The following is a 21,789-nucleotide window of genomic DNA, read 5'->3' as shown; positions in this document are numbered from 1 at the left end:
ACTTAATTCCTATCGTTTCCCCAATGGAAGCAACTGCTAGAGTACTGAAAGAAATGTACGGAAAAGAAACTAAAATTGTTTTTATCGGACCCTGTATTTCAAAAAAATCAGAGGTTGTTGAAATAAGCGAGGTCATTACCTTTCGTGAGTTACGTGAAATATTTTCCGAATTAAATATTACACCTGAAAATTCAAACCCATCGGAATTTGACGAACCGGTTGGTGGCAAAGGCTCTGTATTCCCTCTGAGCAGAGGACTGCTTAATAATATTGAAAAAACCGATGACATTTTGAATAATAACTGCATTGTTGCCGATGGCAGGTTAAATTTTGTAGAAGCCATTAAAGAAGCCGAATCGGGCTTATTCAAATCCGACTTACTGGAGCTGCTTTGCTGCAACGGTTGTGTTAAAGGCGTAGGCATGACTCCGGGAGGAAAAACATATACCCAGATCGCCAGCATAAAAAAATACGCAAATGAAAAAATGAAAAATTTCAATTTTGAAAACTGGCAAAAAAATATTGAACGATTCAGTAAGCTTGATTTTTCACAAACATTCGAAGAAAATGATCAGCGTATTCTTCTTGCAACTAATGATGAGATCGCAAAGATCCTGAAATTCCTTGGAAAAGAAAGTAAAAGCGATCATCTGAATTGCGGCGCCTGTGGTTATGACACCTGCGAAGAACACGCTATAGCAATATATAAAGGAATTGCCGAGCAGGAAATGTGTTTGCCTTTCACTATTGAAAAACTTCATAAATACAATTCCGAATTGGCTCTATCGAACGAAAAACTTGCTAATGTGCAACTTGCTCTGCGGCAATCGGAAAAACTTGCCCACATGGGACAGTTGTCTGCCGGCATTGCTCATGAATTGAATAACCCTCTTGGTGTGGTAATTATGTACAGTAATATTTTGCTTGAAGAATGTCCGTCCGACTCGCAGATAAGACAAGACCTTGAGCTCATCACACACCAGGCTGAAAGATGTAAATCCATTGTTAGCGGTCTTTTGAATTTCGCCAGGACAAACCAGGTGCGTTATGAAATGACCGGTATCGATCTTCTTGTTAATGAATGCCTCAATTCGCTAATCATTCCTGAAAATGTAAAAATAAATACGATTAATCGCCTTACTTTAACAAGCATGTTGCTCGATAAGGAACAGATGATACAGGCAATTACCAACCTGATAAAAAATTCGATCGAAGCAATGCCGGATGGCGGGCTAATCGAGATATACCTTGAAGAGTCTGATGAAAATGTTCTGATTCGTATTAAAGATTCAGGAACCGGGATAGAAAAAGAAAATATGGATAAACTTTTCACCCCATTCTTCACAACAAAAGCGCTCGGAAAAGGCACAGGGCTTGGGTTGCCAACAGTTTACGGAATTGTGAAAATGCATAAAGGCGACCTCACAGTCAGCTCAAATATTGATCCTGCTAAAGGACCAACAGGTACCATATTCACAATTGTATTACCTAAAAAAAAGAATTAATTTAAAATTCATTGTAATGAAAACAAATAATAAAAAAGTATTGATTGCAGATGATGATCCTGACTTCTTAACTTTCCTTGAAGTAAATACAAAACTGATGGGCTTTGAAGTGAAAGCCGTTTCGAGCCAGAAAGAAGCTGAAATACTTATCGGTCAATACAAACCTGACCTGGCCATCTTTGATCTGATGATGGAAAACAAAGACAGTGGTTTTATACTAAGTCATAAATTAAAAAAATTATATCCTGATGTTCCAGTAATCATTGCCACTGCAGTTACAGCAGAAACCGGGCTGGTGTTCGGGCTTAACAGTCCCGGAGAACGTGCATGGATAAAGGCCGACAGGTATATCGATAAAAGTTTGCGCCCTGACCAGTTACAAAAAGAAATCAATAGCTTGATTAAATAATAAAAATTTAAAAACCATGGAAAAGTTAGTTGTATTAGTGGTTGATGATGAGCCGGGAATACGTTCAGGAATATGCAGAATACTGCGAAATTACACGGTTGGATTCCCATTCATGGAAGAAGATTTTGGATTCGATATACATGAGGCTGCAACCGGTGAAGAAGCAATAAGTTTTATCCAGGAAAATAAAACGGATATCATGTTGCTTGATAATAAGCTCCCGGGAATTCATGGTATTGATGTTTTGGAATACATGAATAAAAACAAATACGATATCCAGGTAATGATGATCACTTCCTATGCCTCTCTTGAACTTGCTGTAAATGCTACAAAAAACGGCGCATACAATTTCGTTCCAAAACCTTTCGTACCCCAGGAACTCAAAGCAGCTACGGAAAGTATCACCAAACATCTTTACCTGAAACGCATGACCAATAAGATGACCGAGAACGACAAGGAATTGCGCCATCAGTTTCTTTCAGTTTTGTCTCATGAACTAAAATCACCTATCAATGCCGTTGAAGGATACATGAATATGATGAAGGAAAGACAGGCAGGTGATAAACTTGAAGATTATGACCCGATGATCGATCGATCACTGATACGAATGAAAGGCATGCGCAGCCTTATATCCGACATGCTCGACCTTACCCGTATCGAATCAGGTCAAAACAACAGGCACTTGCAGGAGATCGATTTGTTCGATGTATCAAAATTTGCAATTGATACTTTTGAGCCCCTGGCAAAACAAAAAAATATCAAAATGTATTTGGATGCCCCGGAAAGCTTGATAATAAAGGCAGACCGACAGGAGATGGAAATCATTTTCAACAACCTGATCTCAAACGCGGTGAAATATAATAAAGAAGGCGGACAGATTTATATTGCAATCAAAGAAATCGGAACTTCTATAAGCATCATTATTGAAGACACCGGCATTGGTATGTCGGCTGAAGACATCAGTAAATTATTCCACGAATTTGTCAGGATAAAAAATATCAACACAAAAAACATTGTAGGCACAGGCCTTGGCTTATCGATAGTAAAAAAAATAGTTGAAATCTATAATGGCACCATCGATGTATCCAGCACGCCAAACAAAGGAAGCACGTTTACGATCATATTACCTAAATATTGAAATTAAAATACAACGGAGGATATTATGAAATTTGTACCTGAAAAATATTCTATTCCTGACGAGCCAATGAAACCCTTTATTGACAAGGATGAAATATGGAATTATATTAACAATACTAAATCTTCAAAAGAAAAAGTAAGAAAAATTATTGCTAAATCGCTTTCAAAAAAAAGGCTTAACCTGGAAGATGTTGCTACACTTATTAATGCAGATACACCGGAACTCATTGAAGAAATAAAAGAAGGCGCCCGGACATTAAAACGTAATATCTACGGTAACCGTATTGTATTATTTGCACCTCTTTATATCGGAAATAAATGCGCTAACAATTGCACTTATTGCGGCTTCAGGGCATCGAACACCAGTGCGGTAAGGAAAACCCTTTCTGATGATGAAATTGTAAAAGAAATAGAATCCCTTGAAGATAAAGGGCAGAAAAGATTGATCCTTGTTTATGGCGAGCATGCTCAATACAGCCCTGAATACATCGCACATACCGTTGATATCGCATATCATGTAAAAAAAGGAAACGGTGAAATAAGAAGAGTGAACATCAATGCTGCGCCGCTGGAAATTGAAGGTTTTAAAATAGTAAAAAAAGCCGGTATCGGTACGTTCCAGATATTCCAGGAAACATATAATAGCGATGCTTACAAAACCTATCATCTGCGAGGTAAAAAAGCAGACTACGGTTACAGGCTTACTTCATTGGATAGAGCACAGGAAGCAGGAATAGACGATGTTGGTATTGGCGCTTTATTCGGATTGTACGATTGGCGTTTTGAAGTTATGGGATTAGTTCGTCACACGAACCACCTCGAAGCATGCTACAATGTAGGACCGCATACCATTTCATTTCCAAGGGTAAAAGATGCATCAATGCTAGATTTGGGAAATAAATATTTTGTCAGCGACGAAGACTTCACCAAACTTGTTGCCATTCTTAGGCTTGCTGTTCCTTATACCGGAATGATACTTACAGCAAGAGAACCGGCAAAATTAAGAGATGAGATTATTCAATTCGGAGTTTCGCAAATTGATGGCGGAACAAAAATTGAAATCGGTAGTTATTCTGAAGAAAAAGAAAAAGAGAAAAATTTAGATCGTGGACAATTCCGAATTAATGACGATCGTTCATTGAATGAAATCATTGATGACCTGCTGGATAAAGATATGTTGCCATCATTTTGTACCGCTTGCTACAGGCTCGGAAGAACAGGCGAACACTTTATGGAATTTTCAGTTCCGGGTTTCATTAAACGTTATTGCACACCCAATGCAATACTCACTTTAGCAGAATATATTGTTGATTATGCTCCTGAAACTACAGCAAAAAAAGGATGGGAGGTAATTAATAAGAATATTGAAAAACTGGCTGATGAAAAAATAAAAATTTCAATTAAAGAAAAAATTGAAATGATAAGATCGGGAAAAAGAGATTTATATTACTAACATATGAGCAAAGGAAAAGATAACAAACCGCATATCGGAATTTTTGGACGCAGGAATTTTGGCAAAAGTTCTTTTATCAATGCACTCACAAAGCTTGATGTGGCAATAGTTTCAGAAATTGCCGGAACAACTACCGACCCGGTAAAAAAATCAATGGAAATATTCGGGATCGGCCCGGCTGTTATTATTGATACCGCCGGTGTTGATGACAGCGGAGAGCTGGGAGAAAAAAGAATTGCAAAAACCATTGATGTAATTAAGCAAATAGATTGCGCTATCTTGCTTATCGCAAATAATATTTTCGGTGAGTACGAAAATATGCTGATCGAAAAATTCAATAAATATAAAATTGCATACTTAGTCGTACATAACAAATCAGACATTGAACCTTTATTAAATTCTACCATTAAAAAAATAAAAAAAATAACTGACGCTCCTATTACTGAATTCAGCGCTAAAACAAGTTTCAACATTGAAAATGTTATTGAAATATTAAAAAATGTTATTCCTGAAACAGCTTATAAAAATTCGTCATTATTAAAAGGAATTATTGATCGCGGTGATATTGTTATGCTCATCACTCCTGTCGATTCAGAAGCTCCCGAAGGAAGAATGATATTGCCACAGGTAATGGCTATCCGTGATGTTCTCGATAATGATGCAATAAATGTGGTAGTAAAAGAAACAGAAGCAGAATTATTTTTACAGAAAACAGGTATAAAGCCTAAGCTTGTAATTACCGACAGCCAGGCATTCGGATATGTAAATAAAATTATCCCGCCCGACATTCCGCTGACAGGTTTTAGTGTAGCTTATGCCAACATGCGTGGGCCTTTCGATGAATACGTGAAAGGAACAAAAAAAATATCGGAACTAAAAGACGGTGATAAAATATTGATCCTGGAATCGTGCACGCACCAGGTAAATTGTGAAGATATTGGTAGGTTCAAAATCCCACGCTGGCTTAAAGAATACACAAAAAAACAATTGGAGTTTGACACTGTTGCAGGTTTAAATGAAATTAAAAATCCGATAACCGATTATGCGTTGGTAATTCAGTGTGGCGGATGCATGATCACACGCAAACAAATTTTAAGTCGTTTATCCGAAGTCATTGAAGCAGGCGTTCCTGTTACCAATTACGGGTTGACCATTGCATACATCAATGGAATTTTTGAAAGAGCAGTTGCTCCTTTTATAAAATGATTTATGAAATATTTAAGTGAAATATTAAACAAGCAAGAGTTTTCGAAAGAAGATATAATGTTCTTACTTTCACTTACCAATAAAGAAGATAGCGACACTTTAATAAAAAAAGCTTATTCGATAAAAGAAAATTTTATAGGTAAAAAAGATTATTTACGAGGACTGATAGAATTTTCAAATCAATGTAAAAAGAATTGTTTGTATTGCGGTATAAGAAGCGGAAACACTAAAGTAAACAGGTATTCTATAACTGATGACGAAATTTTGCAAACTGCCGAATTCGCTCAAAAAAATAAATTCACAGGAATCGTGCTTCAATCGGGTGAGCAATGTAACCCTGATTTTACTAAAAGAATAACAGGACTGATAACAGGAATAAAAAAAATAGCAAACCCTGAACTCCGCATCACGCTTTCAGTTGGCGAACAATTATTCGAAACATATAAAGAATGGCACGATGCCGGAGCTGACCGGTATTTATTGCGAATAGAAACTTCCAGCGAAGAACTTTATAAAAAAATTCATCCTGATAATTATCTACATAGTTATAAGACGCGACTGGAATGCCTTGAAAATATTAAGAAAGCAGGTTATCAAACAGGAACAGGCGTGATGATAGGTTTGCCATTTCAAACGATTGAAAATCTTGCCGACGATTTGTTATTCATAAAAAAAATGAACATTGATATGGTTGGAATGGGACCATATATTGAACACACCGATACTCCTCTTTATGAATACAAAGACTTATTGCTGCCTCTCGCAGAACGCTTCAACCTATCGCTTCGCATGATTGCTGTTCTAAGAATCATGATGCCTTATATCAACATTGTATCTACAACTGCTTTGCAAACTATTTTTCCAATGGGAAGAGAACGCGGACTGAAGGCAGGCGCCAATGTACTGATGCCTAACCTTACACCCGGCAAATACAGAAGCAGCTACCTGCTTTATGAGAACAAGCCCTGCATTAACGAAGAAGCTGATGAATGTATTGATTGCCTTGCCAACAGGGTTAAAATGATTGGCGAAGAAATCGCTTATGATGAATACGGCGATTCAAAACATTTTATTAAAAGAAAAAATAATTTAGAAATAAAACTCGATTAATATATTTGTAACTATCCAGGTACATTAAAAATGTTTCAAATAAAGAATATTAATGATTTAAATTTTTCTCGCAAAGACCGCTAAGATTTTCGGCAAGGACGCAAAGCCAATAAAATAGAGCCTTCGCGAGCTTTGCATTTTTCCTTTGCGAACTTTGCGAGATACATTTTTTTAAATTGATAGAAATTATACTCGTTCTTATCAGGTTTGTAAAGGCAAAACTGTTTAGAACGAGTTATACCGTACAGAAAACAAAAAATATTTTTGCAAAACTCTTTTCTGTCGGTATAAATAATATAACATACCTGAACCGTTACATATATTTCCTTATTTGTTTATTGTTCGTACGCCTTGATAGTTGCGGTTTTTAAACGGTTCCAACAAATATTCCAGACCATTCAGTTTTATTTCATACATAGTATGCAGAAGCATTCCTAATTTTCCTTCAGGAAAACCTTTTGCATGATACCATACTAAATAAGGTTCCGGTAAATTACATAAAGTCCAACCTTTGTATTTTCCATAAGGCATTTTCATGCTTACCAGTTTTATCAATGCTTCGTTATCCATAACACTTACATGCTTTCCAACTTTCTATCTTATTTATTCATTTTATGCAGTTGTTCTATTTTAACATCATTAGGCACGACATTTATGTCGTGCTCAAAATAAAACGAAAAGAAAAGGGCTTTAGCCCAAACCAAGAATTAATGTTTAACAATATCAAATCCATACCGTCTAATAATTTTATCATATTCCTTTTGAAATGTAATCTTTTTATGATGCTCTTCCTGATTAGCCATATATCTGCAGATAATAATAATTCCCTGTTCTTTGTTGACCATTCGTAATGCACGTAAACTTTTATGAATGACATTTTATTTTATATGTTTGGGCTAAAGCCTGTTTTCTTTTTCTTTTTTTTCAACGCCATAAATGGCGTTGAAAATCATTGTATGTAAAATTATTTATTTACTTTTTCTCTCTTTTCTTATTATTATGAAGGCTTTTAGGTTTTTTATATTTAAGCCGGAGATTTCTTTTGTATGATCCACCAAGATTTACTTTTTTATTTTTTTCCAATTTCTCATGAAAAGCACCACCTGAACTTTTAAGCGTAGAATTTTTTAAATAGTTCTTATTCGTTTTCGGCGGTAATTCTTCATCAGTAAATATTTTTGAAATAATTACATCTTCAGGAAGCGGTTCGATAGGAATGGGTTTCTTCATCAATCCTTCAATTTCAATTTGAAAAATCCGTTCCGCTTCATTTATGAATGTAATGGCAACCCCTGTTTTATCAGCTCTTCCGGTTCTTCCAATGCGATGAATATAATCTACAGGAATTTTTGGAGTATCGAAATTGATCACATGTGAAACATCAGAAATATCCAAACCCCTTGCTGCAATATCAGTAGCGATAAGCACCCTGTAATTTCCATCCTGAAATTGCTTTAAAGAATTTATTCTGAAATTCTGAGATTTATTGGAATGTATCACACCTAATTGATCAGGAAATTTTTCTTTCATCTGGTCGAACAAGCGGTCAGCCAATTTCCGGGATTCACAAAAAACCAGTACCTTATTTAATTCGTCATTCTTTAAAACCAGGTTTTCTAACAAGTTTGCTTTCGTGTAATAATTCGGCACATAATAAGCAACCTGCGAAATTTGTTCCAGTGGTGCACCATGTGCTGCAATTTCAATTTTTTGCGGAGTAATGAAAAAGTCTGAAATAATATTTTCAATATCTTTCATCATCGTTGCTGAAAATAAAAGGTTTTGCCTTTTGGGAGGCAACAGGTCAATCACATTTTTTAATTGTGTGCGAAAACCCATGTTGAACATTTCTTCTGCTTCATCAATAACAAATTTCTGAATGAAACTTAAACGCAATGTTCCGCATAAAGCAAGGTCTATCAATCGCCCCGGTGTAGCAACCAGTATATCCAAGCCATTGTATACAATTTGTTTTTGTGTATTGATATTTGTTCCCCCGTACACCCCGCCAACACGTACACTCATGTATGTTATCAATTTATTGATTTCACCAACCACTTGCAATACCAGTTCGCGTGTTGGCACAACAATCAATATTCGCGGATGTTTCTGTTCGGAAAATTTCAGCTGCCTTAAAATAGGAAGAAGGTATGCAAAGGTTTTACCGGTGCCTGTTTGAGCAATTCCCAACACATCCCTTCCATCCATGATTAAAGGAAAAACTTTTTCCTGTATGGGTGTAGGATTTGTGTATTCCAAATCATCCAGGGCTTGAAGTAAAGGCTTATTTAAATTTAAATCTTCAAAGATCATTGTGATGCTTATTAATGAATTGCAAAGGTAATCTATAAAATTGAATGGTAGAATGAATTATGGATGCCTCATTCTTCAGCATGACAAACAACTTAAAACATTATACAGTAAACTATAAAACTACTCATTTGAAAGATTAATATTTTCACCAATTCGCCGCATCGAATGCGAAGACAGAAAAATATAATTCTTAAATCATCAAATCTAAAATTACTTTTGTCTTACAACTTGCTACACTTTAATTAGCACAACATTTTTCTGAAACTTAACCTTATCCCCTGCTCTAAGTTTTTTTCTTTTTTGTTTTTCTATAACATCATTTACTTTAACAAAGCCTTCGTCAATTACCTGGTTGGCTTCACCACCGGAACGAACAAAGTTCAGCAGTTTCAACAATGTGTTTAACGGGATGAATTCGTGTTCGCCTAATTCAAATTCTATCATGGTTTTATTAATTTACGATTTGCAATTTTTGAAGTATGATTTATAAAAATATTCTCTTGAAAAAATATTTAACTTACTTATTCCATCTTGTATTCGCCCAATTTTTCTTTTGTTCCGGAGTAAAGAAAGTCCATGCAACAATACGGCTCGATTTATTTCCCTGTCCCATTGGAATGGTCTTCACTTCTGTAGCTTCAACTTTTTTCAGCGCTTCATAAACACTGCTGAGATGTGTTTGTTTTGCTATTAAAGTAGAAAACCAAAAACAGGAAGTTGCGAATTGTTTGCTTTGATAAATCATGTTCTTCACAAATTTTACCTCACCGCCTTTGCACCATAACTCATTGCTTTTGCCTCCAAAATTTAAAACCGGTTTTGTGATTTTTTTATCATTCAGATTATTTAATTTGCGGAGAGTTCCTTCGCTGGCTTCTATCAATGATTTATGAAACGGAGGATTACAAACTGTCAGATCAAAATATTCATCTTGCTGAATGATCCCATAAAAAATATCTTTCAGATTTTTTTGTAAACGAATTTCGATTTTATTTTTTAAAACCGGGTTTGATTCAATTATTTTTTTTGCCGATTCAACAGCAACCGCATCAATGTCGGAACCCACGAACGACCAGTCGTATTCTTTGTTTCCAATAATTGGATAAACGCAATTAGCGCCAACGCCAACATCGAGGCATTTTATTTTTTTGCCTGCCGGCATTTTCCCAAAATTACTGCTATATAACAGATCGGCCATATAGTGAATGTAGTCGGCTCGCCCGGGAATGGGCGGACATAAATAATTTTCAGGGATATTCCAATTATCGATATTATAATAATGCTTCAGCAAAGTTTTGTTCAGCATTTTCACAGCATCCGGATCAGCAAAATCAATGGATTCATCATTGTATATATTCATCTTCACAAACGCGGCTAATTCAGGGCAACTCTCAATAAGTTGTTTGAAATCGTAGCGCTCACGATGTTTATTTCGTGGATGCAATTTTGATTTTTCTTTAGGATGTTCTTTCTTTTTGGGAAGCATGAAAATTAATTTTTCAATATTTATTTCAACTTATTCTGGAAAACTTAAATAGCTTCATACACAAAGCTATAAATATTTATTACACTCCATAGTAAAGTGGAAAGATGAATTTTAAACAGAAATAAAAAAACACAAAAACATTCAGCATTCTAATCCACTTGTCAACTTATGTCTTGTGTCTATAGACTTACGACTTAGCCTAATGCCTTGTCAACTTTTATCATCCTGTTATATTTATAATACGCCTGGCATGAGCCTTCGCTTGAAACCATGCATGCACCAATGGGATCGGAAGGTGTGCAGGCTTTTCCAAACAATTTACATTGTTTCGGATTCTTTAATCCTTTCAATATTTCGCCGCAAATACAACCTGCAGGTTCTTCGGGTTCAGGAACTGTTACAGGAAGCATGGCTTCCGCATCATGTATTTTATATTTTTCGCGTATCATCATCCCGCTTTGAGGAATTACGCCAAGACCACGCCACCATTCGTCGCGCAGCTCGAACACATCATTCATGATCTGCTGTGCTTTTACATTTCCTTCGGGTTTAACAACACGTTTATATTGTATCTCTACTTTGGCTTCGCCTTCTTCATATTGTTTTACCAGCATGTAAATGGTTTGTAAAATATCCACAGGTTCAAATCCTGCAACCACACAACCGAGGTGATATTTTTCTGCTATAGGTTCATAAATGTGTGAACCGGTAATAGTGCTTACATGCCCGGGACAGATATACCCGTTTATCTTCACGCCTTCATCAATAAGAGCAGCCATCGCGGGAGGCATAATTTTATGCGAACTGAATAATAAAAAGTTATCGACCTTTTGTCGGTATGCATTCATAATAGCCGCAGCGCTTGTAGGAGAAGTGGTTTCAAATCCGATACCGAGGAAAATAACTTTTTTGCCGGGATTCTGCTTTGCTGTTTCTATAGCCATCAGCGGAGAATAGACTATGCGTACATCGGCGCCATTTGCTTTTTCTTTTTCGAGCGATGATTGCGAACCCGGAACTCTTATCAGATCGCCGAAGGTGGTAATAATAACATCTTTCATTTGGGCATAAACAATAGCCTGGTCGATGAACTTTTTGCTCGACACGCAAACAGGACAACCGGGACCTGACACCAGCTTAATATTATGTGGCAGCATATATGGTATTCCAAATTTTTGGATAGCCATAGTATGTCCGCCGCACACTTCCATCAGCGCAATTTCTTTTCTGGAAATCGTTTTGATTTTTTCTAAAATATCGAAAACTATTGTTTTATCGCGGTATTCGTCAATATATTTCATTTTTTCTTTTGTATTAAATTGGAACACGGATTCGCTGCGGCGAGCACGAATGTTACGAATTATCACGAATTCATAATCTGTGAAAATCCGTTCAATCCGTTATATTCGTGTTCTATTATTTTATAATTGATTATCTAATTCTCCAAGTTCTTTAAATAATTTTAACGTTTCTTCGGCTTCTTCCGGACTTAGTTTTTCAATGGCAAAACCGGAATGTAATAAAATAAACTCCCCTACTTTAGGGTTCTCCAATAACTGAAGACTTGCATTAACAAAAGTTCCTCCAATAGAAACCTTTGCCATTTCTCCATCTATCGATACTATTTCTGCAGGAATACTTAAACACATATATATTTTAGATTTTAGATTTTAGATTTACGAATTACGATTTTTGATTTATGATTTATGAATTTATTTATTGTTTAATTGCTACACCTCTATGCTATCATTAAGTTATTTATTGTAAATCCTTCGCCAATTCCCAATTTTCCCCATTCCCCATTTCGCCCATTCCCCGTTTCATCCATTCCCCGTTTCACCCATTCCCCGTTTCACCCATTCCCCATTTCATTTTACTTGCCACTTGTGTCTTACGAATTACGATTTTTGATTTATGATTTATGAATTTATTTATTGTTTAATTGCTACACCTCTATGCTGTCATTAAGTTATTTATTGTAAATCCTTCGCCAATTCCCAATTTCCTCCATTCCCCATTTCGCCCATTCCCCGTTTCATCCATTCCCCGTTTCATTTTACTTGCCACTTGTGTCTTACGACTTACTACTAATTAAGCTTCGCCTCTTCGCTGCCACAGCCAACTGTCCAAGCGCTACACCACCATCATTCGATGGCACTTTGCTATGCGTATAAACTTCAAATTTATTTTCCTTCAGTAAACGTTCTGTATTTTCAATCAAATACCTGTTCTGAAAAACGCCTCCCGATAAAACAACTTTATTTAAATTATATTTTTCTTTTACTGAATTTACAACATCCAAAATTACTGAAATTATTGCATTATGGAATTTCGCAGAAATAACCGAAGGTTCAACTGAATTAATTATATCATCAACTATACCTTTTATTGTCTGTTCAAAAGAAATAGTTCCATTAAAAGTATATTTATATTTTTCTTTACAAACCTTGTTGATTGCCGATTCCAGTCGCATGGGAGCTTCAGCTTCAAAACCATTTGCTGTACAAATGTTTGAAATTGCGGCAACCGCATCAAATAATCTTCCGGCGCTGGAAGTCAACGGACAGTTTAATTTTTTATCTATCGCCTGAATTAAAAGATTTATTTTTTCAGAAGAAATATTTTTTAAAAATGGCAAATTGAATTTTAAAAATTCTTTTCCATAAAATTTATACAAATAGGAAATTGCCATTCGCCATGGTTCTTCCGAAACCTTATCCCCACCTGGAATGGGCATATATTCAAAATGCGAAATGCGTTCATAATTATCCAGGTCGCATATAAAAAATTCACCACCCCAGATATTTCTGTCATCGCCATAACCTGTTCCGTCAAAACTAACACCTATGACCTTTTCATCAAGATGATGCTCAGCCATGCACGATGCCACATGCGCGTGATGATGCTGAACAAAGATTTTCGGAACATTCATTTCATTTACAAAACGCGTGGAAAGGTAATCGGGATGCATATCGCCAACAGCAAGTACCGGGTTTATCCTGAAAAGTTTTTTAAACTGATTTACCGTTTCCTTATAAAATTCATACGTTTCCAAATTTTTTAAATCACCAATATGCTGACTGATGATCGCTTGTTTTCCTTTGCCAACACAAAAACAATTTTTCAGTTCAGCGCCGGCAGCAAAAATCCCTTCGGCATTAAAAGCAAGATTAACCGGATTCGGAACATACCCACGCGAACGCCTTATGATTCGTTCTTTTTCATTTGCTATAAAAATCAGGGAATCATCGGTACGGTTATAAATATCACGATTGTATATTAAAAGTGCATCCGAAATTTTTGATAATTTTTTTTCTGCTTGCGCATTATCAATAATAATGGGCTCATCAGAAATATTCCCGCTGGTCAGAACCATTAAATCCGTTTTCAATTTTTCAAAAAGCAAATAATGAAAAGGCATGTATGGCAGCATCACTCCTACTGTTCCGAGTCCATTACTAACTGAATCAGGAATTTTTAATGGTGATTTTTCTTTTAATATAACAATAGGTTTGCGCCACGATGTCAACGATTTTTTTTCCACTTCTGAAATCTCCACATATTTTCCGAGTGCATCAACATCCCTGCACATCAAGGCAAAGGGCTTGCTTTCCCTGTTTTTTAATTTACGGAGACGCTTTACGGCTTCCGCATTCAAAGCATCGCAGGCAATGTGAAAGCCACCCAGTCCTTTCATTGCCAGCACCAGTCCGTTATCAATTACGGCTGCTGCTGTTTTTAATATCATTTCGAATTCAGAAATTATCTTTCCTTTTACATGCATTTCATAAACCGGTCCGCAATTATTGCAAGCTACAGGTTGTGCATGGAATCTGCGGTCCAGCACATCGGTATATTCATGATGACATGTTGAACACATCATAAAATCTTTCATTGTTGTTTTATCGCGGTCGTATGGCAAATCCTTTATAATGGTAAAGCGCGGACCACAATTCGTGCAGTTGATGAACGGATAATGGATACGATGCTCCTGGTTTTTCAAATCTTTAAGGCAATCATCACAAACAGAAATATCAGGACTGACTTCAGTTATTTCATCCGAAGTATTTTTACTTTTTACAATTTCGAAATTGGTATAATCTTTTATTTCGGTCAGCTCAACTGTTACCGATTCAATATTGGATGCAGGAGGCGCTTCGATTTTTAATAATTTCAGGAATTCATCTATTTCTTTCTGTGTTCCTTCTATATTTATTATTACTCCATCATTTCTGTTCTCAACATTTCCGTTCAAACCCGATCGTTTTGCAATACGAAAAACAAATGGACGAAACCCTACACCCTGCACCAATCCTTTAACTACAACTTTATATGATTTTTTCAACTTCTGTATAAATAAACGCTTTCTACACTACCATTTTTATCATGACAAAATTATATAAATTTTCTATTTATATTGCTTTTATGCAGTTTATTGTAAAAAAATACAACATAATTTTTAAAAACCAATTTTTTTTTTACTTTTTCCTTTGGAATAATTTGTTCTATATTAAAAAAATATCCCAATATCTAAAATAGAAAATCCCAAAAATAATGAAGGCAAAAATTAAGAATTTTGAGTTACAAGAGATCAAACACGAATCAGATCTGGACAAAAATTTCGGAAAACTGATTGCCAAAAATGCTCATGGTGAAAAACTTTTCGGATGCATTCAATGCGGCAACTGCAGCTCTGCATGCCCGTTAAGTATTTACATGGATTACACTCCGCGAAAAATAATTGCGATGGTCAGAGCCGGATTTAAAGATGAAGTACTTTCAAACAAAACAGTCTGGCTTTGTGCTTCCTGTTACAATTGCTCTGTAGAATGCCCAAAAGGAATTAAAATCACAGATGTAATGTATGCCCTGAAAAGAGAAGCCATCAAAAATAAGATATACCCGAAGAACTTCCCTGTTCCAATAATGGCCAACACTTTTTTTAATGAAATAAAAAAACGTGGAAGAAGCAATGAAACCTGGCTGCTCATAAATTACTATTTAAAGTATAATATTTTTAAAATACTTGGATATACTTCTTTAGGCATCAAACTCTTTTTCACCGGCAGGCTTCTGCCATTTGAAAAAGGTGCTAAAAATAAAGAACAGATTAGAAAAATTATTGGTAAAGCCGAAGCTTAAGAACATAATTAAACAGGAGAAACAGATATGAAATATTTATATTACCCGGGTTGTTCGCTTAAATCATCCGGCAGATCATATGAAGAATCGCTGCTTGCAGTATTTAAAAAGCTGAATGTTCCCCTCGAAGAAATTGAGGACTGGAATTGCTGCGGCGCCACAAACTACATGGCTATCAACGAAACCAGCGCTATCAGCCTTATTGCAAGGAATCTGGCATTAGCCGAAAAACAGGGAGGAGCAGATATTATTGCCCCCTGCGCTGCATGTTACATGGGTTTGCAGAAAACAAAGAACTATCTTGATACGGATAAAAAGATAAAAGAAAAAGTTCATGATGAACTTAATAAAATAGGAATGCCTTTTTCAAACAAAGTAAATGTGCGTCATCCGCTCGATGTTCTGATAAATGATATCGGACTTAAAACTATAGAAAATACCATTTCAAAAAATTTAAAAGGCTTGAAAGTAGCCAGTTATTATGGTTGCCAGCTGATAAGACCTATCAATACTTTTGATGACCAGCGAGACCCGCATACCATGGATGACATTGCAAAAGCTTTAGGCGCTGAAGCTATTGACTGGCCTCTGAAAACAAGATGCTGCAGCGGAAGCATGACCAGCACCATCTCCGAAATTGGAATGAGAATGAATTTCCTTTTATTAAAAGAAGCCAAATTCAGAGGAGCTGATGTTATTATTACTTCATGTCCCTTATGCCAGTTTAACCTCGAATGTTTCCAGGGAAAAGTTACCGGGATGTTCGGTGAAGACATAAAAATTCCTGTAATGTACTTTACACAGCTTATGGGAATGGCATTTGGTATTAACGATAAGGAATTAGGGTTGCACCGTATGTTATCACCTAATTTAAGTTTAGCAAAATAATACAGGGAGGAACAAGAATGTCAAATCAGAAAGAAGAAATAAGAATTGGTTTTTATATATGCCATTGTGGGCATAACATAGCCAGCATTGTTGATGTAACCGGTGTTGCTGAATATGTTTCAAAATTACCCAATGTGGTTGTTTCCAAAGATTACAAATACATGTGTTCCGACCCCGGTCAGGAACTTATACAAAAAGATATAAAAGAGCAAAAACTGAACAGGATCGTTGTTGCTTCGTGTTCACCTTTATTGCATGAGCCTACATTCAGAAACGCTACAGCAAAAGCAGGACTGAACCAGTTCTACATGCAGATGGTGAATATCAGGGAAAATACTTCATGGGTTCATGAAGATAAAGAACAAGCAACCATAAAAGCTAAAGACCTTGCCCGGGCAGCTGTTCACCGCGTAGCTTTCCACAAAGCGCTGGAAAAGAAAAAAGTTCCTGTAAATCCTGATGTATTGGTAGTAGGTGGTGGAATTGCAGGAATATCGGCATCGTTAACTTTAGCAAACGCCGGGAAAAAAGTTTACCTCGTTGAAAAAGATGCAACCATTGGCGGTTACATGGCTAAGTTCGATAAGACCTTCCCCACACTCGATTGCGCTGCTTGTATCCTTACGCCAAAAATGTCATCTGTTCTGAAACATCCGAATATAACATTATGGACATGGTCTGAAATAGCCAACGTTGAAGGTTTTGTGGGCAACTATAAAATTACGGTAACTAAAAAACCACGTTATATAAAAGAAGAACTTTGCGTAGGATGCCTGGCTTGTATTGATGCCTGTATTTTTAAGCAAGGAAAATTCTATGATGAATTCAACTTCGGACTTTCAAAAAGGAAACCTGTATATATACCGTTCCCACAGGCAACTCCGCAAGTTGTCAGAGTTGATGATAATGTTTGTTTGCATTTTAAAACCGGTAAATGCCAGCAGACATGCGCTAAAGCATGCGACAGAAATGCTTTCGATTTCAATCAGAAAGCAGAAACTGTTGACATCAACGTGGGAACAATTATTCTTTCAACCGGCTTTGAGCCCCACAATCCCATAAAATCATCCAACTATGGTTATGGGAAATATCCAAACGTTTTTACTTCACTCGAAGTGGAACGCCTTGTCAATGCTTCAGGACCAACCGAAGGTCATGTTGTTTTAAGAGATGGAAAAACAAAACCTAAAAGCATTGGTATTATTCATTGTGTTGGCTCAAGAGATGAAAAAACAAACAAATGGTGTTCACGCGTATGTTGCATGTATTCCCTGAAACTGGCGCACCTTCTTAAAGAACATACCGATGCTGAAGTATACAACTTCTATATTGATATGAGAACACCGGGAAAAGGTTATGAAGAATTTTACGATAAATTATTAAATGAAGGTATTCAGTTTATTCGCGGTCGTGTATCAGAAGTTTCCGACTGGGCTACCACCGATTCTGAAAAAGGAAAGCTTGTAATCCGTGCTGAAGATACTTTGATTGGCATGGTACGCAGGATCCCTGTTGATATGGTCGTTCTTTCTGTAGGTCTCGAACCTGCCAAAGATGCACAGGATGTAAGAAAGATGTTCAGCATTTCCTGTTCAACAGAAGGGTTCTTCCTTGAAAGACATCCTAAGTTGGCGCCGGTAAGCACTTTCACCGATGGTGTTTTCATTGCAGGAGCATGCCAGGGACCAAAAGATATCCCCGACAGTGTTGCACAGGCAGGCGCTGCTGCTTCAGAAGCGCTGGCGCTTATTGATGCCGGACATGTTGAACTGGAACCAAATACAGCAAGTATAGTTGAAGAAAAATGTTGTGGCTGCCAGGTGTGTATCAATATGTGTCCTTATACCGCTATCTCCTTCAATTCAGAAAAAAAGAAATCATTTATTAATGAAGCGCTATGTAAAGGTTGCGGAACATGTGTAGCAGCATGTGGCTCCAATGCCATATTCCAGAATCTTTTTGATGATGAAGAAATACTTAGTGAAATTGATGGTTTATTAATTGATTAATTAAAATACTGATATATGCAATCTACAATAAATAATAATGAATCATGGACGCCCAGGATCGTTGCTTTCTTTTGCAACTGGTGTACTTACACTGCATCCGATCTTGCAGGTGTTTCCAGGTTGAGATATGCTCCAAGCACCCGTGTTGTTCGTGTTATGTGTTCAGGCCGTATCGACCCTGAATTCATCATGGAAGCTTTTGCTAAAGGCGCCGATGGCGTTCTTATCGGAGGTTGTCACCCGGGCGATTGTCACTATGCTGAAGGGAATTATAAATGCCTGCGCAGATTCACACTCTTTCAAAAATATGCCGAACAAATGGGCATTGAAAAGAACAGGTTGCGCCTGGAATGGATAAGCGCCAGCGAAGGAAAAAGACTACAGGAAGTGGTTAATGAAATGACTGAACAGATAAGGCAGCTGGGTCCTTCAAAAATTAAAGAAGTTGTTGAAACCATTGAAAAATAAGGAGAAATAATAAATGGCTGATAAACCAAAAATAAAACTGGCTGTATATTGGGGCGCTGCCTGCGGCGGTTGCTGTGTTTCAGTACTCGATGTTCATGAATCGCTCTTTACAGTAGTGGAACATGCTGACCTTGTTTTCTGGCCTATAGCGCTCGACGTGAAATATAAAGATGTGGAAGAAATGCCCGATGGAAATATTGACATCACGCTTTTCAATGGAGCTGTAAGAACAAGTGAAAATGAGCACATGGCAAAATTGCTTCGCAAAAAATCAAAAATATTGATAGCATACGGTTCTTGCGCGCACATGGGAGGAATACCCGGACTGGCAAATTTTTCCAATAAAGAAGAAATTTTCAAGCGCGTTTACGAAACAAGCGAATCCATTGATAATCCTAATAAAGTGGTCCCTACAACAGAAACCATTGTGAAAGAAGGAAAACTTACACTTCCTAAATTTTATAATGATGTGATGACACTCAACCAGGTAGTGGATGTGGATTACTACCTCCCCGGTTGTCCTCCGCAAACCGAACGCCTTGTTGAAGTTTTCATGGCTGTAGTAACAGGAGCTGCATTACCTCCGAAAGGTTCGGTGATAGGTGTTTTCGACCGTGTTCAATGTGATGACTGCAAGAGAAAAAAATCAGATAAAAAGAATATTACTAAATTTAAACGTGCATGGGAAGTTATTGATGATGGAGAAACCTGTCTGAATGAACAAGGCATTCTTTGCATGGGACCTGCTACACGCGGAGGTTGCGGAGTGCGCTGCATTGAGGGCAATGCACCCTGCCGTGGTTGTTACGGGCCATTGCCGGGCATTCCCGACCCGGGAGCAAAAATGATGTCGGCTATCGCATCCATGCTCGAAGGCAAAGAACAGGAAGATATAGATAAAGCAATCGAATCAGTTGTTGACCCAGCCGGAACATTTTACAGGTTCAGCCTGCCCGGCTCTATTTTAAGGAGGAAACAGAAATGAAACAATACACAATAGATCCGGTAACCCGACTTGAAGGTCATGGTAAAATAGAAATATTCTGCAACGACGATGGCGATGTAGATAATGTTTACTTCCAGGTTCCTGAATTAAGAGGTTTTGAAAAATTCCTTGAAGGACGCGCCATTGAAGATGTTTCACAAATTGTAACAAAAATTTGCGGTGTATGCCCCGGCTGTCACCACATGGCTGCCGGCAAAGCTGCTGATGCTGTTTTCAACGCAGAGCCTACGCCTACTGCAAAAATGATCAGGGAATTATTTTACATGGCTCATTTCGTTCATAGCCATATTGCACATTTCTATGCTCTCGGTGCTCCCGATTTTGTTGTAGGGCCAACAGCACCAAAAGGCGAAAGAAATGTTCTTGGTGTTATTGCAAAAGTAGGAAAAGAAATAGGAACCGAAGTTTTAAAACAACGTCGTTTAGCACAGGAAATACAGGCGCTGCTTGGCGGTCACCAGACTCATGTTATGCTGAATATTCCCAGCGGAGTTCGCAAAGGATTGAAAGAAGAACAAAGAAAAGATATTCTTGAAAAAGCAAAAGGATTTGTTGAATTTTCAAAATTCTCAATGAAGATTTTCAACGATGTTGTTCTTGCAAATAAAGAATATGTTGACATCATTGTTAACGGTCCGTACAAGCTTAATATCCATTCAATGGGCCTTGTTGATGAAAATAACAAAGTGAATTTTTATGATGGAAAAGTTCGTGTTGTTGACACAACAGGAAAAGAACTATTCAAATATGCTCCCAAAGATTACAGGGAATATGTTGCTGAAAGAGTGGAACAGTGGAGTTATTTAAAATTCCCTTACCTGAAAAAAATTGGATGGAAAGGTTTTGTTGAAGGACAGGATTCAGGTGTATATCATGCAACACCGTTATCAAGATTGAATGCATCCGACGGTATGGCAACCCCTGTTGCACAACAGGAATATGAAAAAATGTATGCAACACTCGGTGGGAAACCTGTTCACAACACCCTTGCAATGCACTGGGCACGTTTGGTTGAGTTGATTTATTCTGCCGAAAGAGCTGTAGAACTGGCAAGCATTCCTGAAATTTGCAGTCCTGATTTAAGAGCAAAAGTTTACAATACACCTACTGAAGGTGTTGGTACTGTTGAAGCACAAAGAGGTACTTTAACACACCATTACTGGACCGATGAAAACGGTATGGTTACAAAAGCAAACCTGATTGTTGGAACAACCAATAATAACGCAGCCATTTGCATGTCGCTTAAAAAAGCAGCACAGGGTTTCATAAAAAAAGGCGTTACTGTTGACGATGGTATTTTAAACCTTATTGAAATGGCTTTCCGTTCGTACGACCCGTGTTTCTCATGCGCTACACACAGTCTGCCCGGGCAAATGCCAATGATAGTAAACATACGTGATATGGATGGCAACATTAACCAAACCATAAAACGCGATTAAATAAATACACCAATCTGATTAAAAAGGAACTTCAATTGAGGTTCCTTTTTAATATTTTAATGAATATAAAAAAAGGAAAGCCCGAAAAATATTTCAAAATTAGTTTACTAAAGTTTAATTGAATTCAATAAAAAAAAAATTCATTAAATAAATTTAACCAAATTTAGAGCCTGTTTAAAATTTTGTTAGAATAAAAGAAAAAGGGTATCGCAAACCGA

Annotated in this window: 19 protein-coding genes; 12 read left to right on the top strand and 7 right to left on the bottom strand. The window is 37.0% G+C overall.

The features are described from left to right. From PKK00_13695 to hydE, 6 genes are all read left to right on the top strand, one after another. Positions 1-1,505, top strand: a 1,505-nt coding sequence (locus PKK00_13695; GenBank protein HNW99454.1) for a [Fe-Fe] hydrogenase large subunit C-terminal domain-containing protein, incomplete at its 5' end; no start/stop codon positions are given. Positions 1,506-1,521: 16 nt separating this feature from the next. After that, positions 1,522-1,914, top strand: a complete 393-nt coding sequence (locus PKK00_13690; protein ID HNW99453.1) for a response regulator — start codon at positions 1,522-1,524, stop codon at positions 1,912-1,914. Between the two features lie 16 nt (positions 1,915-1,930). Continuing rightward, positions 1,931-3,052 (top strand): hybrid sensor histidine kinase/response regulator, encoded by a 1,122-nt coding sequence (locus tag PKK00_13685; protein ID HNW99452.1) that lies wholly within the window; start codon positions 1,931-1,933, stop codon positions 3,050-3,052. A gap of 24 nt (positions 3,053-3,076) precedes the next feature. Then, positions 3,077-4,504, top strand: a complete 1,428-nt coding sequence (gene hydG, locus PKK00_13680; GenBank protein HNW99451.1) for a [FeFe] hydrogenase H-cluster radical SAM maturase HydG — start codon at positions 3,077-3,079, stop codon at positions 4,502-4,504. A gap of 3 nt (positions 4,505-4,507) precedes the next feature. Next, on the top strand, positions 4,508-5,710 hold the full coding sequence (gene hydF, locus PKK00_13675) for a [FeFe] hydrogenase H-cluster maturation GTPase HydF (protein ID HNW99450.1): 1,203 nt from the start codon (positions 4,508-4,510) through the stop codon (positions 5,708-5,710). 3 nt (positions 5,711-5,713) lie between these two features. After that, positions 5,714-6,820 carry a [FeFe] hydrogenase H-cluster radical SAM maturase HydE gene (gene hydE, locus PKK00_13670; GenBank protein ID HNW99449.1) on the top strand — a complete coding sequence of 369 codons (1,107 nt, stop codon included), beginning with the start codon at positions 5,714-5,716 and terminating at the stop codon, positions 6,818-6,820. A gap of 327 nt (positions 6,821-7,147) precedes the next feature. Here hydE and PKK00_13665 read toward each other — a convergent pair whose 3' ends face one another. The 7 genes from PKK00_13665 to hypF all read right to left on the bottom strand — a co-directional run bounded on the left by PKK00_13665 (position 7,148) and on the right by hypF (position 14,964). Further along, positions 7,148-7,390: a DUF3820 family protein gene (locus tag PKK00_13665; GenBank protein ID HNW99448.1), complete on the bottom strand. Its 243-nt coding sequence runs from the start codon at positions 7,388-7,390 to the stop codon at positions 7,148-7,150. 402 nt (positions 7,391-7,792) lie between these two features. Further along, positions 7,793-9,133 (bottom strand): DEAD/DEAH box helicase, encoded by a 1,341-nt coding sequence (locus tag PKK00_13660; protein ID HNW99447.1) that lies wholly within the window; start codon positions 9,131-9,133, stop codon positions 7,793-7,795. A gap of 231 nt (positions 9,134-9,364) precedes the next feature. Next, on the bottom strand, positions 9,365-9,577 hold the full coding sequence (locus PKK00_13655) for an RNA-binding S4 domain-containing protein (GenBank protein ID HNW99446.1): 213 nt from the start codon (positions 9,575-9,577) through the stop codon (positions 9,365-9,367). 73 nt (positions 9,578-9,650) lie between these two features. Further along, complete coding sequence (gene rlmF / locus PKK00_13650) at positions 9,651-10,619, bottom strand: 23S rRNA (adenine(1618)-N(6))-methyltransferase RlmF (GenBank protein ID HNW99445.1); 969 nt, start codon at positions 10,617-10,619, stop codon at positions 9,651-9,653. Positions 10,620-10,813: 194 nt separating this feature from the next. After that, positions 10,814-11,920 (bottom strand): hydrogenase formation protein HypD, encoded by a 1,107-nt coding sequence (hypD, locus tag PKK00_13645; GenBank protein ID HNW99444.1) that lies wholly within the window; start codon positions 11,918-11,920, stop codon positions 10,814-10,816. A gap of 120 nt (positions 11,921-12,040) precedes the next feature. After that, positions 12,041-12,268 carry a HypC/HybG/HupF family hydrogenase formation chaperone gene (locus PKK00_13640; GenBank protein HNW99443.1) on the bottom strand — a complete coding sequence of 76 codons (228 nt, stop codon included), beginning with the start codon at positions 12,266-12,268 and terminating at the stop codon, positions 12,041-12,043. Positions 12,269-12,693: 425 nt separating this feature from the next. After that, entirely contained in the window at positions 12,694-14,964 is a 2,271-nt protein-coding gene (gene hypF / locus PKK00_13635) for a carbamoyltransferase HypF (protein HNW99442.1), read from the bottom strand. Between the two features lie 209 nt (positions 14,965-15,173). Between hypF and PKK00_13630 the strand changes: the two genes are divergently transcribed. The 6 genes from PKK00_13630 to PKK00_13605 are packed head-to-tail and all read left to right on the top strand — an operon-like array spanning position 15,174 to position 21,571. Continuing rightward, a complete protein-coding gene (locus PKK00_13630) occupies positions 15,174-15,761 on the top strand; it encodes a 4Fe-4S dicluster domain-containing protein (GenBank protein HNW99441.1) in 588 nt (195 codons plus the stop codon). Between the two features lie 27 nt (positions 15,762-15,788). Beyond that, positions 15,789-16,649 (top strand): CoB--CoM heterodisulfide reductase iron-sulfur subunit B family protein, encoded by an 861-nt coding sequence (locus PKK00_13625; GenBank protein HNW99440.1) that lies wholly within the window; start codon positions 15,789-15,791, stop codon positions 16,647-16,649. Between the two features lie 17 nt (positions 16,650-16,666). After that, positions 16,667-18,658, top strand: a complete 1,992-nt coding sequence (locus PKK00_13620) for a CoB--CoM heterodisulfide reductase iron-sulfur subunit A family protein (GenBank protein HNW99439.1) — start codon at positions 16,667-16,669, stop codon at positions 18,656-18,658. 15 nt (positions 18,659-18,673) lie between these two features. After that, the gene (locus PKK00_13615; GenBank protein HNW99438.1) at positions 18,674-19,126 is read left to right on the top strand and encodes a hydrogenase iron-sulfur subunit; all 453 of its coding nucleotides are present in this window, start codon (positions 18,674-18,676) and stop codon (positions 19,124-19,126) included. 13 nt (positions 19,127-19,139) lie between these two features. After that, positions 19,140-20,111: a F420-nonreducing hydrogenase gene (locus PKK00_13610; GenBank protein HNW99437.1), complete on the top strand. Its 972-nt coding sequence runs from the start codon at positions 19,140-19,142 to the stop codon at positions 20,109-20,111. Next, positions 20,108-21,571, top strand: coding sequence for a Ni/Fe hydrogenase subunit alpha (locus PKK00_13605; protein ID HNW99436.1), 1,464 nt, complete (start codon positions 20,108-20,110; stop codon positions 21,569-21,571). Before PKK00_13610 ends, PKK00_13605 begins: the two co-directional genes overlap by 4 nt. Positions 21,572-21,789 lie beyond the last annotated feature (218 nt).

It is taken from the genome of Bacteroidales bacterium (assembly GCA_035353855.1).
Lineage (GTDB): Bacteria > Bacteroidota > Bacteroidia > Bacteroidales > CG2-30-32-10 > DAOQAK01.
Note: the sequence above shows the minus strand (reverse complement) of the source record. Positions and strands in the feature narration are given on the sequence as shown.

What these genes read in the sequence shown, in the direction of transcription:
- PKK00_13660 (HNW99447.1), bottom strand. Translation starts at nt 9,133, where the DNA reads ATGATCTTTGAAGATTTAAATTTAAATAAGCCTTTACTTCAAGCCCTG.
- PKK00_13620 (HNW99439.1), top strand. Translation starts at nt 16,667, where the DNA reads ATGTCAAATCAGAAAGAAGAAATAAGAATTGGTTTTTATATATGCCAT.
- hydF (HNW99450.1), top strand. Translation starts at nt 4,508, where the DNA reads ATGAGCAAAGGAAAAGATAACAAACCGCATATCGGAATTTTTGGACGC.
- PKK00_13610 (HNW99437.1), top strand. Translation starts at nt 19,140, where the DNA reads ATGGCTGATAAACCAAAAATAAAACTGGCTGTATATTGGGGCGCTGCC.
- PKK00_13665 (HNW99448.1), bottom strand. Translation starts at nt 7,390, where the DNA reads ATGGATAACGAAGCATTGATAAAACTGGTAAGCATGAAAATGCCTTAT.
- PKK00_13625 (HNW99440.1), top strand. Translation starts at nt 15,789, where the DNA reads ATGAAATATTTATATTACCCGGGTTGTTCGCTTAAATCATCCGGCAGA.
- PKK00_13655 (HNW99446.1), bottom strand. Translation starts at nt 9,577, where the DNA reads ATGATAGAATTTGAATTAGGCGAACACGAATTCATCCCGTTAAACACA.
- PKK00_13640 (HNW99443.1), bottom strand. Translation starts at nt 12,268, where the DNA reads ATGTGTTTAAGTATTCCTGCAGAAATAGTATCGATAGATGGAGAAATG.
- hydE (HNW99449.1), top strand. Translation starts at nt 5,714, where the DNA reads ATGAAATATTTAAGTGAAATATTAAACAAGCAAGAGTTTTCGAAAGAA.
- PKK00_13690 (HNW99453.1), top strand. Translation starts at nt 1,522, where the DNA reads ATGAAAACAAATAATAAAAAAGTATTGATTGCAGATGATGATCCTGAC.
- PKK00_13685 (HNW99452.1), top strand. Translation starts at nt 1,931, where the DNA reads ATGGAAAAGTTAGTTGTATTAGTGGTTGATGATGAGCCGGGAATACGT.
- PKK00_13605 (HNW99436.1), top strand. Translation starts at nt 20,108, where the DNA reads ATGAAACAATACACAATAGATCCGGTAACCCGACTTGAAGGTCATGGT.
- PKK00_13615 (HNW99438.1), top strand. Translation starts at nt 18,674, where the DNA reads ATGCAATCTACAATAAATAATAATGAATCATGGACGCCCAGGATCGTT.
- rlmF (HNW99445.1), bottom strand. Translation starts at nt 10,619, where the DNA reads ATGCTTCCCAAAAAGAAAGAACATCCTAAAGAAAAATCAAAATTGCAT.
- hydG (HNW99451.1), top strand. Translation starts at nt 3,077, where the DNA reads ATGAAATTTGTACCTGAAAAATATTCTATTCCTGACGAGCCAATGAAA.
- PKK00_13630 (HNW99441.1), top strand. Translation starts at nt 15,174, where the DNA reads ATGAAGGCAAAAATTAAGAATTTTGAGTTACAAGAGATCAAACACGAA.
- hypD (HNW99444.1), bottom strand. Translation starts at nt 11,920, where the DNA reads ATGAAATATATTGACGAATACCGCGATAAAACAATAGTTTTCGATATT.